Source organism: Collinsella aerofaciens (assembly GCF_015548375.1).
Taxonomy (GTDB): domain Bacteria; phylum Actinomycetota; class Coriobacteriia; order Coriobacteriales; family Coriobacteriaceae; genus Collinsella; species Collinsella aerofaciens_AB.
The window spans coordinates 12,688-27,822 of record NZ_JADMWW010000013.1; the positions used below are offsets into that span (position 1 = coordinate 12,688).

The following is a 15,135-nucleotide window of genomic DNA, read 5'->3' on the forward strand; positions in this document are numbered from 1 at the left end:
TCCTCAGGCCCCTCTCCGCGGCCCTGAGCGAGTCCTCCGCCTGCCTGCGGCGCGCCCTCACCTCGGCAGTGTCCGCGCGCTCCGCTACCATGTTGGCTATCTGCAGCGCCTCGCCGCGGTCGCGCAGCAGCTCCCTCAGCGCCGAGGCTATGGAGCCCTCGAGCTCCTCGCGCCTGATGTTGCGGACGCACGACCCCGGGCAGCTGTAGTACTCGTACTTCACGTTGTTGCGGCCCCTGCCGCTCACGCCCTGCAGGTTCCTGCCGCATTCCGCGCACAGCGCCGCCCCCGCGAGGGCGAAGTCGCCCCAGTTCTCGCTCGAGCGCTGCTTGCGGCACTTGATTCCCTGGACCTCCATGAACGTCACCTCGTCCACGATCTGCGGCATCCCGCCCTCGCGGACGATGCCTCCCCACTCGTACCTGCCCGTGTACCTTCGGTCGCGCAGCATCTGCTGCACCATCGCCTGGCCGCACGGGTTGCCCTTGCGCGTCCTGAGGCCGCGCCGCGCGAACTCGCGCGCTATCGCGTTCATGGACATGCGCTCGAGCCTCAGCGCGAAGGCCTCGCGCACCCACGCCGCCTGCGCCTCGTCGACCTCGTACTCGTCGTCCCCGTTCCTGCGGTATCCGAAGATGCGCACGCCGTTGGTCTTGCACTTGAGGGCGTTGCCCTCCATTCCGCGCTTGGTCCTGATGGCGGTCTTCCTCGACTCGCAGGCGGCGAGCCCCTCGAGCAGCTTCTCGTAGATGATGCCCTCAGGGCTGTCGGGTATCTGCTCGAGCGCCGAGACCAGCTTGACCCCGTGCGTGGCGAGCTCGCGCTTGTATATCGGCGCGTCGTACTCGCCGCGGCTGAAGCGGTCCATCATGTAGACGAGGACGATCTCGCTCTCGCCGGCGTTGGCTATCATCCGCTGGAACTCGGGGCGGTCGTCGGTGCGCCCCGACACGGCGCGGTCGCAGTACTCCGCCGCGACCTCGTAGCCCTCGCGCGCGCACCACTCGCGGCAGACGCGCAGCTGGTCCTCGATGGATGCCTCGCGCTGCCTGTTGCACGAGAATCTCGCGTATATCACTGCCCTCTTTGGCATAATAGATATGTCACCCTTCCTTCAAGTTGAGTTTGCATGGGTGCACTGGTTAGATGCCCCGTCGGCAGCGCTGGTACCGCTTTAGCCGACGGGGCTCTTTTATCTTCCGAGATAGACAACGGTCACCCTCCATATGGGAAAGCCGTCGTGACCTTCTCGCTTTTGGCAGCAGGCGAAATAGGGGCGTTCGCCGGCATGCTCGGCGAGGGTCTTGTAGTGCACGCACCTCGCGCTGACATCGGCCGCCATCGCCCCATCCACAAAGACGGCGACATGCGGTTTCGCCGTTGACCCGCGAGGAGTCGGGATCAGCTCCGTGGAGACCTCGACCGGAAATACCCCGCTTTTTCTCATGCCGGTCCACTTGTCATCCTCGATGTAGACGCAGTCTCCGTCCACGCCCACCGGCAGTTCTCGCCCGCACGCCTTCGACAGTTCAAGCCTGGTGCGCTCCGATAAGGCGGCCGACTCGCATTCGGGGGAATGCCTTTCCTCGAAGCTGACGTCGCGTCCAAGGCCCTTGCAGGCATCGAGCCACGCGAATATCTCCTCGGGCTCGTCGATCATCATGACGACGGTTGGGATTCCCTTGGCGTACCATCCCGTCATTCTGCACGACACGGTGATCCTGAATCCGAGCTCCGTAATGTCCTTGAACGTGTTTCCGAGAGCCGACGCTGCCCCAAACACCTTTCCTTTGTACGCGAGCGCGAAGCCATTGTCCGTAGTGTCCCATACGCCACCCGTGAGCTCGCTTCTCAGCCGCATTGACTTCGTCACGACTTCGGCATCGAACACATCACCTTTACGAATCTTCCTCAACGGCTCGCCGTAATAGACGTATACGGTGCGCTCGCACTCACCGCGAAACGATATGGACTTGCCAACGCCAACCTGCTGGCCAATCTTAGCGGCAGCAGCGTCCCCTATCATATCTTTCGCCGTGCTGAGAGCGGCGTTAGCGGCGGCTCTCGCAATGTCACCGAACAGACCCATAGGTCATTCCCCCTCGTCCCACGAACCAGTCCCAAGCAACTCATCGACAGAGCACCCATAGAATCTGGCGAGCTTCACAAGCTTCGTTCCATTTATCTCGCGCTGCCCGTTTTCAATCATCGAGTACATGGGTACGCCGATGCCGAGTGCGCTGGCAACCTCTGGCTGCTTCTTCTTGTATTTGAGCCTCGTTTCTTTGAGGCGAAACTTCATGCCCACGGTTACCTCCTGTTTCTAAGCGTGAGCATATTGTACAAAAAGATTTACAAATAGTGAAATCATGCTTGCAAACAGCTGGGCACTAATCTATATTCACGTATTGTGAAGTTCACAAATAGTGAAATGGAGGTGCAAATGAATCCCATTGCTAGCGAACGTGTCCGCATTGGTCTCAGTCAAGAGGACCTGGCAGAGAAGATCGGCCTCAAGAGTCGAGCTACTGTCGCCAGTTATGAGAATGGAGGAGAGATCCCCGGCTCGAAACTGGTGGCGATGACTCGCCTGTTTAAGTGTTCGGCTGACTACCTACTCGGTCTTACCGACAACCGGACGGTGTCCTAAATGGACGCCAAAGAACACGAGGAGAAGCCCAAGACCCCGCGCGAGATAGCGCTCGACACCATGTGCTCGACGCTTCGGGCGGCATACCGGGAATGGGAGAGGAAGGAGGGGAGCAAGAGACAGTGAGGCCATGGTCGACACGTGAGATCCGGTACCTGAGGGAGCACGCCGGCGACGGAGCCAAGGAGATAGCCAAGGCGCTCGGACGGACTACCGAGGCCGTGAAGCTCCAGGCGAGGAAGTGCGGCATATCGCTCCGGCAGCGCTGGATGTGCCCGAAGTGCGGGCGCATGACGTTCAAGCCGCTCAACAAGGCGAACGGCTGGTGCGCGGAGTGCACGAAGGAGGGCCACGTGGCAGACCTCAGGGAGCAGGCCAGCGCGATGCGCGAGGAGGCTGCGAGGTCCAAGCGGAACGACCGCGAGCGGCAGAGGTGCTACAGCGCCAAGAGCCGCGCGAAAAAGTCCCAAAAATAAAGACCCTAAAAAGCACCCTAGCCCTGACCTGCGGAAACATCAGAAGGGAACACAAGATGTACACATACAAAGAAGCGAGCGCCCCCAGCTACCAACTTGTGAGCACTCGCCGAAACAGCCCCAGACATGAGGCTCAGACCATCATAGCACCCAAGCCATATCGACCGACCGTCCGCGAGCAGCTCGACTCCGATGCGTTCAGGGCGGGGGCCATGGTCGGCTTCATCGCCGCCGCGGTCCTGTTCGCGGCGATCCTGACCGTCTTCGTCCTCCCGACGATGGACGGCGCGGTCCAGGCGGCAAAGGCGGCATGCGCGGCGGGAGCGGTCAATGCGTAACGACGAGAGGTACCGCCAGAAGCCGATGAGCAACCAGCTCGAGATATTCGGCCTCGGCGCGGACGGCGAGCAGGACATGGCGGACGCGCGCGCGTGGATAGGCGAGCACCCGCGGGCGTGGGACTTCATGGTCGAGCAGGCCACCCGCCTCAACCGCAAGGGCTACGTCTCGATCAACTACCTCATCCACATGGTGCGCAACGAGCTGCACGTCGGCGTGAAGAACGGCCTCGCGCCGAGCCTCGCCCGCATCATGGAGGCGCGCTACCCGCACCTGAGGCACGCATTCAACAAGCACCGCTCGAAATCGGACGGTTTTGTCGATGAGTAGGAGCAGGAGGACCGCCAAGGACGCGGGCACGAGGTTCGAGCGACTGGTCGCCGACTACCTCGCCGGGAGGCTGGGGAGCGACATCGACAGGCAGGTCAAGACCGGCTCGCACGACACGGGAGACATCCGCGGCGTGTCGATGGCCGGGCGGGGCATCGCGATCGAGTGCAAGGACTACCAGGGAAGGCACGAGCTGCCCAAGTGGCTGCGCGAGGCGGAGACCGAGCGCAGGAACCGCGGGGCCGAATACGGCGTGGTCGTCTGGAAGCGCCGCGGGACCGCCATCCCCGGCGAGCAGTTCGTGACCATGACATTGGAGACGTTCGCGGCGATGCTCGCGGGCGCAGGCAGGGAGGAATAGCAATGGAGAGCACAAACATACCGGTGGAGATCGAGGCCAAGTTCAAGCAGGCCACCGTTAAGGGCGGCGTCGCCGTCCTGCAGTTCGAGGTCGACACGGAGGACAGCGCGGCGTTCGAGGCCATCCGCAAGAGCGGCGAGGAGGTCTGGCTGTCCATCCAGAGCAAGCAGCCCCAGATCCTGTTCGTGAGCCACGACGGGGAGGTGACCGAGTGATGGAGGACTACAAGGGAATGTTCGCCGAGCTGGCCGACCTCGCCACGGAGGAGCAGGCGATGTTCACCATCTCGGTCATAACGAAGTCCGACGAGGCGTTCGACAAGTTCATGGACGCGCGCGAGAGGCTCGCCAAGTGGATCGTCGAGCACGCGGTGGTCATCGACGAGGCGCTAACCGAGAGGAAGTACAACCGGATGCTCAACGAGGAGGTCAGGTAATGTCCGAGGAGAACGGGGCCGAGGAGGTCGTGGCCGAGGTCATCGAGGAGCAGGGGGCGCCCGACCTCGTCGTCACGTACTCGCCGTCCGTCATCAGCGCGAACTTCGACGCGATGGAGGACAGCATCCGCGCGAAGGTCGCGGACTACGAGGGCGCCAAGTACGACCTGACCAAGGACGAGTCCATCAAGGAGGCCAAGAACGACCGCCTCTACCTCAACGGCCTGAAGAAAGAGATAGAGGAGCGCCGGAAGGCCGTGAAGCGCGAGTACAACAAGCCGCTCGCCGCCTTCGAGAAGCGCTGCAAGGAGATCACGTCCATCATCGACGGCGCGTCGGACGGCATCAAGGCGCAGCTCGACCAGGCCGAGGAGGACCGCAAGTCCCGCGCAATGGCCAAGCTCAAGGAGCACTACGAGACGTTCGCGGAGCTGCTCGCGCCGGTCGTGCCGTACGAGCGCCTCCACGAGAAGCAGTGGCTCAACAAGGGCTTCGGCGAGGTCAAGGCGAAGAAGGCGCTCGAGGCCAAGGTCTCAGCCGTCGCGCGCGACTGGGACACGCTCAAGGCCCAGCGCGACTCCATGGCCCACTACGAGGTCGCCGAGCGCGAACTGTTCCGCACGCTCGACCTTGGCTCGGCGCTCAACGCCGCCCGCGCCGCCGACGAGGAGGACGCCCGCATCGCCGCCATGCGCGAGGCGGTAGAGTCCAAGCCCGCGCCGCGCCCCGCGCCGAGGCGCCGGGCGGAACCCGCCGTCGCGGCGCGCCCCGAGCTGTCCTGCGCGTGGACGGTCGAGATTCCGTCCGCCACGCGCTCGCAGATGGAGCTGCTCGCCGCGGCGCTGCGCGAGCGCGGCATCACCGGCACCATCAAGTGCAAGGGGGTGTGCTAGATGGACGACGAGAAGATGACGCTCTCCCAGGCGATAGCCAAGGTTCAGCGCTCCGTGACCGTCCCCAAGGCGCGCTACAACGCGTTCGCGAAGTTCAGCTACCGCTCGTTCGAGGACATCGTCGCCGCGCTCAAGGAGCCCTGTAAGGAGGCGGGCGTGGCGTTCACGCTCCACGACAACATCTGCAAGGTGGGCGACCGCTACTACGTCGAGGCCACGTGCACCCTGTTCTTCGTGGACGGGCACGGCGAGAAGAAGGAGTTCAAGGCCTACGCCCGCGAGGCGGAGCACAAGAGCGGCTCCGACGACGCGCAGGTGACCGGGATGGCGTCGAGCTACGCGCGCAAGTACGCGCTTTGCGGCCTGTTCGCCATCGACGGGCAGAGCGACCCGGACGCGCTGTCGGACAAGCCCGAGAAGAAGCCGCCCGAGAGCGGCGGCTTCACGGCGAAGTGCAAGGCCTGCGGCACGGCCTACGCCTTCGAGTCGAAAGAGCAGTACGAGGAGTTCAAGAAGCATCCCGGCTGCTGCGCCACCCCGACGTGGCGCGTCCTGTAGGCCATGCAGGACATGTACGCGCAGCGCGAGGAGCTGTTCGAGCGCCTCATGGCGGAGCTGGACACGCTCAGGCGGACCGGCCAGCAGTACGCCGAGAACGAGGCGGACTACCGCAAGGCGCTGCGCATCGCCATCCTCGAGGAGCGCTCCAAGGGCACGCCGGTGACTATCATCGGCGACCTGTGCCGGGGGCGCGAGGAGATAGCCGAGAAGAAGCAGCTGCGCGACTGCGCCGAAGCCCTCTACAAGGCATCGAGCGAGGCGATCATGGCGCTGAAGCTGCGAATCAAGACAGTAGACGCCGACATCCAGAGGACATGGACGAGCGGCGGAGAGGAGACATACAGATGAGCATCAACAGAGTGGTCGTGTCGGGCAATTTGACCCGAGACCCCGAGCTGCGCGTCACGCCGGGCGGCACGCAGGTGCTGGGCTTCGGCGTCGCGGTCAACGACCGCCGCCGCAACCAGCAGACGGGGGAGTGGGAGGACTACCCCAATTTCATCGACTGCACCATGTTCGGCAACCGCGCCGAGGCGCTCTCGCGCATCCTGCGCAAGGGCATGAAGGTCGCCATCGAGGGGAAGCTTCGCTACAGCTCCTGGGAGGACAAGAACGGGGGCGGCAGGCGATCGAAGGTCGAGATCATCCCCGACGAGGTCGTCCTCATGAGCCAGAACCCCAACGGGCAGCAGGCGCCTCAGCAGTACGCGCCGCAGGGCTACCAGCAGCAGGCGTACCCGCCCCGACAGGCGCCGCAGCCCGCGCCGCAGGCGTACGCCCCGCATCCGGCGCCCCAGCAGCCCGCGCCGCAGTGGAACGCCCAGCAGGCCTACCAGCAGGCCCCGCAGGCGGTACCGCAACCGGCACCGCAGCAGGCAGCGCCGCAGCCGGCACCCGCCCAGCAGCAGCTGGACGTGTACGACGAGGACATCCCGTTCTGATGGGGCGCTTACCCGACACCATCCGTGACCACTGGGAGGCGGCCCTTTTCGCCGCCTCCTTCTCCTCGGGTTTCCTGTTCTTCTCTTCGCTTCTTTGGGGGTGGTTCTGATGGCAAGCAAGTTCACGTGGTTCCCGAAGCTCACCGCCGCCCTCGAGCGCGTGCCGGAGGGGCCGCGCGGGGAGCTGTGCTGGGCCATCATCCAGTACGGCACCAACGGCATCGAGCCGGAGTTCGCCGACTGGGCGCTCAGTGCCGTGTTCGAGAGCCTCCGCGAGGACATCGACAACAGCCTCGCCGCCCGCAACAAGAACAAGGGCGGCAGGCCGCCGAAGTCCAGTAAGGCCGAAACGGGGGTTTCGGAGGATGCGGAAACCTCGGAAACGGGGGTTTCGGAAAACGGAAACGGGGGTTTCGAGGTTTCGGAAACTACCGAAACGGGGGTTTCGGAACCTGAAAACCCCTCCTTATATACCAATCCATACCAGTCCATACCAAGCCAGGCCATTCCAGTGCAGGGCAGTGCGGACGCGTGCGCCGCGCCCGAGGGCTTCGAGCCGCCGACCGCCGAGGAGGTCGCCGCGTACTTCGGGGTCAACTGCCTCAACGGCGACCCGCAGGCGTTCTTCGACTTCTACGCGTCTCAGGGCTGGCGCAAGTCGAACGGTATGCCTATCTCGGACTGGCAGCCGCAGGCCCGGCAGTGGCACCGCCGCCAGCGCGAGCTCGACGCCGAGGCCCGCAGCCGCGGCAAGCCCACCGCCTCGGAGGTCGAGGCCGCGACGTTCAGGCCGACCAGGACGCCCGAGGAGGCACTGGCCGAGCAGGAGCGAAGGTGGGCGTCCGAGCACCCGGGCATCGACCCGGCCAAGGTCGAGGCCCCGCGGGGCACGACCGCGGGCAGGGCGGAGTTCGGGCTATACCAGGACGCGCGGAGGCTGCTGGCCGCACGCGCCGCGTGCGAGGGGAGACCCCGATGACGGTCGACGCGGGAGTCCTCAGGGGCTGGTCCAAGGAGCGCGCCGAGCTGTACGGCAAGCCGCACCTCGGGGCGAGGTACACGCACGACACGGCATACGAGCCGACGCAGGCCCGGTGCGCGGTGTGCGGCAGGCGCGCCTCCAACTGCCACCACGTCGCCCGCAGGTCGTGGGGAAAGACGTTCAGGCTCGTCACGCTAAACGGGGTGTGGGAGCTGCGCAGCCCGCTGTTCGCCCTGTGCGGCTCCGGCACGACCGGGTGCCACGGGAAGTTCCACGACGGCGGCCTCAGGGCCGAGTGGGTATGGCGCACCGGGGCGGCCGAGGAGGCATGGTGGTCCGGCACGCTGCTCAGGGAGTATCCGCCGCACAGCCCCGACCTCTACGAGTTCGGCTACTGGGCCATCACCGACCGTTACGGAAACGAGATCATCCGAGAGGTGAAATGACGATGGAGATCACCAACTGCGAGCAGTACGTGCTCGCCGAGCTTGACTGCGAGCAGCGCCGCAACGAGCGCCTCGCGGCCGAGAACAACAAGCTGTCCGAGCAGCTCGACGCCATGACAAAGAGGGCGAACGGCTACAGCCGGATCATCAACCGCCCCAAGACGCCCATCGAGGCGCTGGCCGACAAGGTCATGCGCGAGGAGATGCTGACCCGCTTCACCTACGCCGAGGTCACGGACGTCAAGAGCGCGTTCAGCGGAAGGCTGCTCGACTTCGACGAATGGTGCCACGATGCGATGCGATATGTGGCGCTGGCGGACGACGTCGGCGAGGAGGAGTTCACCCGGTTCATGCACCGGGACCTCAAGAAGATCTACGACGAGAAGGTGGCCGGATGTTCCAAGTAGGGGCCGCCGCCCACGGCAGGGGCGAAGGGGCAGGCCGATGAATGACGAGAGGGCCGTCGCCGCGGCCATCCACGCCGGGCTCCGGAGCGACGACGTGACCGACCTCTACACGGGCGACTGCAGGGGCTGCGGCGAGTGCTGCTCGCGCTTCCTGCCCGTGAGCCCGTTCGACCGGGTGCGCCTCGAGGCGTACGTGCGCCGGAACGGAATCGAGCCCGCCGAGCCCAGGGCGGAGTGCGACCTGCTGTGCCCGTACCTGACGGAGGGGCGCGAGTGCGCGGTCTACGCCGCTAGGCCCGAGATCTGCCGGGCGTACCGGTGCGACAGGCACAAGAGGGGCGAGCTCGGCATGTTCTTCGGCGCGGAGTGCGCCGAGGTGACCGACATGCGCGAGCTCGCGGAGGCGATGGCCCGCGACGTCTACAGGAAGGAGCAGGGGAATGGCTAGGAACGTCTACGGCGGCTACTGCCGCGAGTGCGCCAGGTGGACGCCTCCCGGGTTCGGGCACTTCGAGCGCTACCGCGGCGGCTGGCGCGTCCACTGCGTCGAGTGCGCGAGCGGGCGGAAGCTGCCGCCCGAGGGAGACCAGGCGGCGCAGGACATGCGGCGCCACGTAAGGAACATGGTGAACGACGGAAGGTACGGGAAGAGGGGATACAGATGACGGGGAACGAGAGGCCGAACATCTATGCGGACGGACTCCGGGAGGAGCGCTGTGAGAACTGTCTGCACTGCTGCGCGACGGTGCTGCGCACCGTCCACGGCGTGGAGCGCACCGAGTACGAGTGCGGGCGGCGCCCGGAGTTCGTGCACCGCACGCAGGGGCTCGCCAGGTGCAACTACTGGGAGTCGCGATGAGCGTATGGGATGAGCTCGGCCGCGAGCAAGACATGGCCGCGGCGAGGGCCGTCGGCTACCTCGAGGGCATGTACGACGTGGCCGTCGTCAGGAAGAGGGTGGCGTAGATGCGAGTTCTTATCGCCTGCGAGGAGTCGCAGCGCGTGGCGCTTGAGTTCCGGAAGATGGGGCACGAGGCTTACAGCTGCGACCTTGAGGAAGCGGGGGGGGGTCACGACCTCATGCACCTCAACGTCGACGCTCTCCAGATGCTCAAGCTCAGGTGGGACCTGGTGATCGCGCACCCGCCATGCACGTATCTCACCGTCACCGGCAACCGCTGGTTCGACGAGGGGAAGTACGGCGACAGAGCGCGCGAGCGCAAGGCTAACCGTGAGGCCGCCGTCGAGTTCTTCATGGCGTTCGCCAAGTGCGATGCGCCGCACGTCGCAATCGAGAACCCCGTCGGCTGTATGAGCACAAGATGGCGCAAACCGGACCAAATCGTGCAGCCGTACATGTTCGGCGACCCGTTCGAAAAGAAGACGTGCCTGTGGCTGAAGGGGCTCGAGCCGCTCAAGCCGACTGATGAGGTCGAGCCTGAGCCGCGCAAGGTCTTCAAGTCAGGCAACTCCATGCCGGCATGGTACGCGGACGCCTGGCATCTGCCGCCACACGAACGCGCCAAGGTTCGCAGCCGCACGCTCCCGGGCATCGCAAAGGCGATGGCCAACCAGTGGTGCGAGCAGATCGGGATGGAGGGCGTATAACGCCAGATAAGGAGGAATGATGATTCAACTGCCAAAGGATGCCGACGGTCGAGAGATTCCGCTAGATACCAAGGTGCTGTACGGCAGCGGCGGCACGGCCCGAAACATCGTGTACTGGGTGTACACGGTCGATTCCGACCTCGAGAAAGAGTGGGGGAACTGCTGGCGCGCGGTCACGGACGCGGGCAGGAAACTCGACGCCGAGCTCATGTACCTCACCGAACCCGACAGCTGGGAGAAGCTGGAAGAGGACTTGGACAAATGCGTCGCAGAAGGCACCGCTTGCACGTACTTCAGCAAGGATGGAACCTGTCAAAGTTGTTCTCTCAGCAATATAACAACTGGTTGCTCTCCGAAAGTGATTGAGGACATCGTATCCCGCATCCGCAAGCTGAGGGGTGAGGCCTGATGGCGACGCACAGGCTCAAGATTCAAGAGCAATACGCCGACGCCGTCCTGAACGGCACCAAGACGTTCGAGATTCGCAAGAACGACCGGGGTTACAAGGTCGGCGATGAGATCGTATTCGACGTTGTCACGAACGAAGGCTACGCCGTCGGGGAAGCAGCCAGGCATCCGCTCAACGGTGAAGTCTACCGAATCGACTACATCCTCGACGACTTCGAGGGCCTTGCCCAGAAATACGTGGCGCTGGCCATATCCAAGGTGGACGAATGATTACCGATGAAAAGCGCCGCGAGGCGGCGGCGAAGGAGGTATAGCCATGGCATACAGCGACTACGGCGCGTTCGTGTACCTCAACGGCGAGCGCAGAACCGACAAGGAGGACGTAGGCGTATACGACACCGACGAGGGTTCCCTGCCTACTGGACTCCGCGTGTACGCGAACATCATGAAGCACCATGACGGATTCGAGTGGTTCGAGTTCTCGCACCATGGAGTCATGGGCGACGGCAATGTCCGCGTCGGGTGCTACAAGCAGGGTTGGCCGGAGGTCTACGAGTGGGAGGACGGCGAGGACAAGCCGACCATATACACGTTCGATGTCCTTTCCCGCAGGTTCGGGTGGGACGGTTACGAGGAGTACGGCGACACGAGGTACGCCGCAGACGAGTACGACGAGGAGTTCGACTTCCTTGGATGGCACTTCCACTTCTGGGGCGACGATACCGGCGGTACTCCGAGGTACGGGGCGACCATGAGCCGCGACGGAGAGACCTGGGAGTGCGACTACGACTGTATGTTTGGAGCTGGTTTCGATGACATTCACTAGCGAAGAGCGACGCGAGATGGCTGAGAACCTGCGACACCTGACCATCGGCCACTCCATCCAGTACAAGGAGCAGTTCTTCGACGAGCTTGCCGAGGTGGTGGTCGGCTTCGAGGACTACCATGACTTCGATGTTGTCCTCGATAAGCTCGCTGATCTCATTGACCCGGAAGGGGGAGACGATGATTAACGACGAGGAGCGCAAGCGAGCGGTGGCTGAGTTGCGCGAAGCATCGACCGGGGCATACCGCCACGTTGATTCACTCGACGTGATTGCAAACTCAATCGGCGTCGAGGTGGACGGCAAGTTCATTCACGAGGTTGAGAACGAGACGTACGCGGCCCTTGCAGACCTAATCGACCGTCCGACATGTCACAACGTCGCCGACTACACCAAGGAATCATTCAAGTGCTCAGAGTGCGGGTGCAGCGTGCTGGTGCCCGGCGACAGGCCGGACGGTGTGCTCGTCGTGACCTCCGAGGCGTTCCCAGTCGACTGGTACTCATGCCCGGTCTGCGGGGCGGTGGTGGTGGAAGATGAAGCGTATTAAGTTCGCAAGGCCGGTCGATTGCCCGACGTGCGGTGCGACCCCGTCGCACCAGAAGTGGAAGCCGCGCAAGCTGGTCTACACCAACGAGATGGTCGCGATAGGGGACGTCGACCCAGTCGACGCCGTCCACTGCCCTAGGTGCGACCTCGTCTTCGGCGTCGTGCATTACGAGCATGACGACACGTACATCACGAGCTGGACCGAGTTCGAGACTGTCCCACGGTATTGCCCGTGGTGTGGGGAGGATTTGACTGATGATTAGCGACGAGCAGCGCCGCGAGGCGGCGGCGAGCCTGCGCGGGTCGAGGGGCTTCTTCAACAGCCTGCCGAGGACCGTCCTCGAGCCGTTCATATTCGACATCTTCGAGCGCGTGCTCGAGTGCGTCGGCTATACGGAGGGCAACGTATTCGACTATCTCGCCGACCTCGTCGACCGCGGCGAGTGCGAGAACGTCTACGACGGGAGCGTCCAGGACTCGTGCGACAACGGCTTCCTGTGCTCGGTCTGCGGCTGCAAGGTCGAGGACGAGGAGCACTACCGCGTGAGCGGCGTCTGGAACTATTGCCCGCAGTGCGGGAGGAAGGTGCGGCATGGCTGACGAGATGAGGCCGGCGCCGTCGCCGTCCGTCGACCTGTGGAGACCGGATGGCCCCGCCGCGAGGGCCGCGGCCGCCATCATGGCCAACGCGGTGGCGAGCTTCAACGAGGCCCTCGTGCCCGCGCTGCGCGGCGTGAGGCGCGAGGCGAGGGCGCTCTGCAAGAGGCTCGACCCGAAATGGAGGCGCGCCCGGATTCGCGCGCTCAAGAGGTCCCGCCGCAACGTGGAGACGCTCAAGCGCGAGGGGAGGTGCAGGTGATGGCGACCGAGTACGTTCTGGACGCCGACAAGATCGCCCATTGGCGCATCGACAACCACGTCCCGCTGAAGCAGCTGGCGCGCGCCGCCGGGGTGAACCTCAGCAGCCTGAGCCATGCCATCAGCAACGGCAGGGAAGTGAAGATGAACCTGCTGCTCAATCTGGCGGAGGCGATGGGCGAAGACCCGCGCGACATCGTGAGGAAGAAGGTGGAGAGATGAGATTCGAGATAATCGAGCGCCACATCATCGACGTGCCTGACAGCGAGCTCACGGACGGCGAGCGCCCCTTGGGCAAGATGGCGCTCGTTGAGGTTCTCGACGTCATCGCGGAGAACCCGCGCAGGTTCATCGAACGGTACGAGATGTACCGCGAGGAGGTGATCCGCCTTGGGGGCAAGCTGTGATCCGGGCTACAACCTCCCGGACGGATGCACCGGCGCGGCAATCGACAGGCACTTCGGCGAGGGCAAGCCCACTTGCGCCGAGTGCATCAAGATGTACGAGTGCTGCTGCGACTACGGCATCTGCGAGGTGGAGTTCGACGACGCCTTCCGGGAGAAGTTCGACGGGGCGGACGCGGAGCCGGGCGACGTCGCCTATTGGGCGCTCCCGTGGATAGCGGACCACATGAGGGACATGCAGGAGGAAGCGTGCGCCATGTTCTGTGGCTGATGCCGCTGGCGGCGCTCACCGCGCTGCTGGCGTGGGCGGCGAGGTCCGCATGGGCGCTCGCCGTGGTTCTGACCGTTCTCGTGCGCATGGCGTGCGGGTGAGATTGGAGGATTGAATGGACGAGATTGGAAGGCTGATCGGCAGGCTCATCGGGTGCCTCATCATGACGGTGCTCGTGTTGCTGTGCGTCGCCGCAGTGCTGTGGTGCATGCAGCTGGTCGTGGGGCTGGTCGCATGAGTGCGGGCGAGAGGGTGGCGCGGCAGCTCCGCGACGCCGCGGCCCTGCTGGAGTCCATGGCGGAAGACGTGGCGGGGGACATCGACGAGAGGTTCGTGCTGCCGCCCATAACGCTCACCATCAAGATAGGAAGCACCGACGAGACCCCGACCCTGTCGGTGAAGAAGGACTACCTCGCGAGGAAGCGCCTGGCATGACGTGGAGCTCCAACGGCAACGCCGAGCGCAAGCTCAAGGCGAGGCTCCGCGCCGAGGGCAGGCCGTGCCACATATGCGGACAGCCCATAGACTACAGCCTGCCGCCCGGCACGCCGTGGAGCTTCGAGGCCGACCACGTGGTGCCGAGGGCGAGGGGCGGCGCGGTGCTGGACTACGCGAACCTCGACGCGGCGCACCGCATCTGCAACCAGAGGAAGGGCAAGCACATGCCGGGCGACGCGAGGCCCGTCGAGATAAGGCGCACGAGGCTGTTCTGAAGGCTCGAGACAACTGAATAGGCGGGGCTGAAAAGCCAAACTGGAGGCGCGGTCGTTTGCTCGGCTGCGCCACACTGCTTTTTGGGGCGCTGAGCCGCCGATGGCGGGGGCATTGCCCCTCCCCGGGGGTGCACGGACACCCATGCTTGCCAGTGCCGATTTCCCCCCGCCCCATGACCCCAGGGCGGGGGTAGGCCGCGAATCTCACCCGCGTCGCACAATGCGGGCACGAGAAAGGAGGCCGGGATGCCGGAGATGCCGGAATCGGTCGCATCCGACGACTATCAATCGCAGATCTGGGCGAGCGTCACCGCATCGGGGCGCTTCTCCGACGAGGACGCGCCGAACCTCGCGCTGCTGTGCTACTGGCACGCCGTGGCGAAGGCCGCGGAGGATGCCATGAGCAAGGGCAAGTCCGTGAAGGTGCTCGACCCCGTCGGCTACAAGCCCGTCAAGGCGAAGAACGGCAGGCACGCCATCATGGAGCGCCCGCACCCCGCCGTGTCCGTGCTCAAGCAGGCGACCGCCGAGATACGCGCGCTCAACGAGCTGCTTGGGCTGTCGCGCAAGGCGGTGCCCATCCAGGTGCAGCAGGCGCGTCCGCAGAGCGATGGCGCTAGGGTGCTGAGCCTCATGTTCGCCGACCGCGAGCGCAAGGCCAAGGCGGCGGGCGCCTGA

General features: G+C 64.7%; 36 protein-coding genes and 1 pseudogene. 34 read left to right on the forward strand and 3 right to left on the reverse strand.

What is annotated here, in order from left to right:
* Positions 1-400 precede the first annotated feature (400 nt).
* The 3 genes and pseudogenes from I1969_RS11325 to I1969_RS06575 all read right to left on the reverse strand — a co-directional run.
* Positions 401-1,093 (reverse strand): annotated as a pseudogene (locus tag I1969_RS11325) (recombinase family protein); the annotation flags it as partial.
* A gap of 99 nt (positions 1,094-1,192) precedes the next feature.
* Positions 1,193-2,089, reverse strand: coding sequence for a hypothetical protein (locus I1969_RS06570; RefSeq protein ID WP_195234025.1), 897 nt, complete (start codon positions 2,087-2,089; stop codon positions 1,193-1,195).
* Between the two features lie 3 nt (positions 2,090-2,092).
* On the reverse strand, positions 2,093-2,302 hold the full coding sequence (locus tag I1969_RS06575; RefSeq protein ID WP_229028311.1) for a helix-turn-helix domain-containing protein: 210 nt from the start codon (positions 2,300-2,302) through the stop codon (positions 2,093-2,095).
* A gap of 141 nt (positions 2,303-2,443) precedes the next feature.
* On the opposite strand from I1969_RS06575, the gene I1969_RS06580 reads away from it, so the two are divergent.
* The 34 genes from I1969_RS06580 to I1969_RS06730 all read left to right on the forward strand — a co-directional run bounded on the left by I1969_RS06580 (position 2,444) and on the right by I1969_RS06730 (position 15,135).
* The gene (locus I1969_RS06580; protein ID WP_195234029.1) at positions 2,444-2,650 is read left to right on the forward strand and encodes a helix-turn-helix transcriptional regulator; all 207 of its coding nucleotides are present in this window, start codon (positions 2,444-2,446) and stop codon (positions 2,648-2,650) included.
* Positions 2,651-2,776: a hypothetical protein gene (locus tag I1969_RS11180; RefSeq protein WP_267471226.1), complete on the forward strand. Its 126-nt coding sequence runs from the start codon at positions 2,651-2,653 to the stop codon at positions 2,774-2,776. It abuts the gene before it with no gap.
* The gene (locus I1969_RS06585; RefSeq protein ID WP_195234031.1) at positions 2,743-3,126 is read left to right on the forward strand and encodes a hypothetical protein; all 384 of its coding nucleotides are present in this window, start codon (positions 2,743-2,745) and stop codon (positions 3,124-3,126) included. Before I1969_RS11180 ends, I1969_RS06585 begins: the two co-directional genes overlap by 34 nt.
* Before the next feature lie 212 nt (positions 3,127-3,338).
* A complete protein-coding gene (locus I1969_RS11185) occupies positions 3,339-3,464 on the forward strand; it encodes a hypothetical protein (protein WP_255413799.1) in 126 nt (41 codons plus the stop codon).
* A complete protein-coding gene (locus I1969_RS06590) occupies positions 3,457-3,795 on the forward strand; it encodes a hypothetical protein (protein WP_195234033.1) in 339 nt (112 codons plus the stop codon). Before I1969_RS11185 ends, I1969_RS06590 begins: the two co-directional genes overlap by 8 nt.
* A complete protein-coding gene (locus I1969_RS06595) occupies positions 3,788-4,156 on the forward strand; it encodes a hypothetical protein (RefSeq protein ID WP_195234035.1) in 369 nt (122 codons plus the stop codon). Before I1969_RS06590 ends, I1969_RS06595 begins: the two co-directional genes overlap by 8 nt.
* 2 nt (positions 4,157-4,158) lie before the next feature.
* On the forward strand, positions 4,159-4,371 hold the full coding sequence (locus I1969_RS06600) for a hypothetical protein (protein ID WP_195234037.1): 213 nt from the start codon (positions 4,159-4,161) through the stop codon (positions 4,369-4,371).
* Positions 4,371-4,592: a hypothetical protein gene (locus I1969_RS06605; protein WP_195234039.1), complete on the forward strand. Its 222-nt coding sequence runs from the start codon at positions 4,371-4,373 to the stop codon at positions 4,590-4,592. The genes I1969_RS06600 and I1969_RS06605 overlap by 1 nt, the downstream gene beginning before the upstream one ends.
* Positions 4,592-5,485, forward strand: coding sequence for a DUF1351 domain-containing protein (locus tag I1969_RS06610; protein ID WP_195234041.1), 894 nt, complete (start codon positions 4,592-4,594; stop codon positions 5,483-5,485). The genes I1969_RS06605 and I1969_RS06610 overlap by 1 nt, the downstream gene beginning before the upstream one ends.
* Positions 5,486-5,500: 15 nt before the next feature.
* A complete protein-coding gene (locus I1969_RS06615) occupies positions 5,501-6,043 on the forward strand; it encodes an ERF family protein (protein ID WP_195234043.1) in 543 nt (180 codons plus the stop codon).
* 3 nt (positions 6,044-6,046) lie between these two features.
* The gene (locus tag I1969_RS06620) at positions 6,047-6,394 is read left to right on the forward strand and encodes a hypothetical protein (protein ID WP_118205802.1); all 348 of its coding nucleotides are present in this window, start codon (positions 6,047-6,049) and stop codon (positions 6,392-6,394) included.
* Positions 6,391-6,987 carry a single-stranded DNA-binding protein gene (locus I1969_RS06625; protein WP_195234045.1) on the forward strand — a complete coding sequence of 199 codons (597 nt, stop codon included), beginning with the start codon at positions 6,391-6,393 and terminating at the stop codon, positions 6,985-6,987. Before I1969_RS06620 ends, I1969_RS06625 begins: the two co-directional genes overlap by 4 nt.
* Before the next feature lie 109 nt (positions 6,988-7,096).
* A complete protein-coding gene (locus I1969_RS06630; RefSeq protein WP_195234047.1) occupies positions 7,097-7,966 on the forward strand; it encodes a DUF6291 domain-containing protein in 870 nt (289 codons plus the stop codon).
* Positions 7,963-8,415, forward strand: coding sequence for a hypothetical protein (locus tag I1969_RS06635; protein ID WP_161160810.1), 453 nt, complete (start codon positions 7,963-7,965; stop codon positions 8,413-8,415). Before I1969_RS06630 ends, I1969_RS06635 begins: the two co-directional genes overlap by 4 nt.
* Positions 8,416-8,417: 2 nt before the next feature.
* Entirely contained in the window at positions 8,418-8,822 is a 405-nt protein-coding gene (locus tag I1969_RS06640; protein ID WP_195234049.1) for a hypothetical protein, read from the forward strand.
* 37 nt (positions 8,823-8,859) lie between these two features.
* Positions 8,860-9,270 (forward strand): YkgJ family cysteine cluster protein, encoded by a 411-nt coding sequence (locus I1969_RS06645; protein ID WP_195234051.1) that lies wholly within the window; start codon positions 8,860-8,862, stop codon positions 9,268-9,270.
* Entirely contained in the window at positions 9,263-9,487 is a 225-nt protein-coding gene (locus I1969_RS06650) for a hypothetical protein (protein WP_195234054.1), read from the forward strand. The genes I1969_RS06645 and I1969_RS06650 overlap by 8 nt, the downstream gene beginning before the upstream one ends.
* The gene (locus I1969_RS06655) at positions 9,484-9,681 is read left to right on the forward strand and encodes a hypothetical protein (RefSeq protein WP_195234056.1); all 198 of its coding nucleotides are present in this window, start codon (positions 9,484-9,486) and stop codon (positions 9,679-9,681) included. Before I1969_RS06650 ends, I1969_RS06655 begins: the two co-directional genes overlap by 4 nt.
* 107 nt (positions 9,682-9,788) lie before the next feature.
* Positions 9,789-10,430, forward strand: coding sequence for a hypothetical protein (locus I1969_RS06660; protein ID WP_195234058.1), 642 nt, complete (start codon positions 9,789-9,791; stop codon positions 10,428-10,430).
* A gap of 16 nt (positions 10,431-10,446) precedes the next feature.
* Positions 10,447-10,839: a hypothetical protein gene (locus I1969_RS06665; protein ID WP_195234060.1), complete on the forward strand. Its 393-nt coding sequence runs from the start codon at positions 10,447-10,449 to the stop codon at positions 10,837-10,839.
* Positions 10,839-11,108, forward strand: a complete 270-nt coding sequence (locus I1969_RS06670; RefSeq protein ID WP_195234062.1) for a DUF3850 domain-containing protein — start codon at positions 10,839-10,841, stop codon at positions 11,106-11,108. Before I1969_RS06665 ends, I1969_RS06670 begins: the two co-directional genes overlap by 1 nt.
* A gap of 46 nt (positions 11,109-11,154) precedes the next feature.
* The gene (locus tag I1969_RS06675) at positions 11,155-11,664 is read left to right on the forward strand and encodes a hypothetical protein (protein WP_195234064.1); all 510 of its coding nucleotides are present in this window, start codon (positions 11,155-11,157) and stop codon (positions 11,662-11,664) included.
* Positions 11,651-11,851: a hypothetical protein gene (locus I1969_RS06680; RefSeq protein ID WP_147356478.1), complete on the forward strand. Its 201-nt coding sequence runs from the start codon at positions 11,651-11,653 to the stop codon at positions 11,849-11,851. Before I1969_RS06675 ends, I1969_RS06680 begins: the two co-directional genes overlap by 14 nt.
* Positions 11,844-12,212 carry a hypothetical protein gene (locus tag I1969_RS06685; protein WP_195234068.1) on the forward strand — a complete coding sequence of 123 codons (369 nt, stop codon included), beginning with the start codon at positions 11,844-11,846 and terminating at the stop codon, positions 12,210-12,212. The genes I1969_RS06680 and I1969_RS06685 overlap by 8 nt, the downstream gene beginning before the upstream one ends.
* Complete coding sequence (locus I1969_RS06690; protein ID WP_195234070.1) at positions 12,199-12,474, forward strand: hypothetical protein; 276 nt, start codon at positions 12,199-12,201, stop codon at positions 12,472-12,474. Before I1969_RS06685 ends, I1969_RS06690 begins: the two co-directional genes overlap by 14 nt.
* Positions 12,467-12,811 (forward strand): hypothetical protein, encoded by a 345-nt coding sequence (locus I1969_RS06695; RefSeq protein WP_195234072.1) that lies wholly within the window; start codon positions 12,467-12,469, stop codon positions 12,809-12,811. The genes I1969_RS06690 and I1969_RS06695 overlap by 8 nt, the downstream gene beginning before the upstream one ends.
* Positions 12,804-13,070, forward strand: coding sequence for a hypothetical protein (locus tag I1969_RS06700; RefSeq protein ID WP_195234074.1), 267 nt, complete (start codon positions 12,804-12,806; stop codon positions 13,068-13,070). Before I1969_RS06695 ends, I1969_RS06700 begins: the two co-directional genes overlap by 8 nt.
* Positions 13,070-13,291, forward strand: coding sequence for a helix-turn-helix domain-containing protein (locus tag I1969_RS06705; RefSeq protein ID WP_195234077.1), 222 nt, complete (start codon positions 13,070-13,072; stop codon positions 13,289-13,291). The genes I1969_RS06700 and I1969_RS06705 overlap by 1 nt, the downstream gene beginning before the upstream one ends.
* Positions 13,288-13,476, forward strand: a complete 189-nt coding sequence (locus I1969_RS06710) for a hypothetical protein (protein WP_161160824.1) — start codon at positions 13,288-13,290, stop codon at positions 13,474-13,476. Before I1969_RS06705 ends, I1969_RS06710 begins: the two co-directional genes overlap by 4 nt.
* Positions 13,460-13,744 carry a hypothetical protein gene (locus I1969_RS06715; RefSeq protein WP_161160825.1) on the forward strand — a complete coding sequence of 95 codons (285 nt, stop codon included), beginning with the start codon at positions 13,460-13,462 and terminating at the stop codon, positions 13,742-13,744. Before I1969_RS06710 ends, I1969_RS06715 begins: the two co-directional genes overlap by 17 nt.
* Before the next feature lie 115 nt (positions 13,745-13,859).
* Complete coding sequence (locus I1969_RS11190) at positions 13,860-13,982, forward strand: hypothetical protein (protein WP_256441494.1); 123 nt, start codon at positions 13,860-13,862, stop codon at positions 13,980-13,982.
* Entirely contained in the window at positions 13,979-14,179 is a 201-nt protein-coding gene (locus tag I1969_RS06720) for a hypothetical protein (RefSeq protein ID WP_118205784.1), read from the forward strand. The genes I1969_RS11190 and I1969_RS06720 overlap by 4 nt, the downstream gene beginning before the upstream one ends.
* Positions 14,176-14,457, forward strand: a complete 282-nt coding sequence (locus I1969_RS06725) for an HNH endonuclease (RefSeq protein ID WP_118205783.1) — start codon at positions 14,176-14,178, stop codon at positions 14,455-14,457. The genes I1969_RS06720 and I1969_RS06725 overlap by 4 nt, the downstream gene beginning before the upstream one ends.
* A 246-nt stretch (positions 14,458-14,703) precedes the next feature.
* Positions 14,704-15,135 (forward strand): P27 family phage terminase small subunit, encoded by a 432-nt coding sequence (locus tag I1969_RS06730; RefSeq protein ID WP_118205782.1) that lies wholly within the window; start codon positions 14,704-14,706, stop codon positions 15,133-15,135.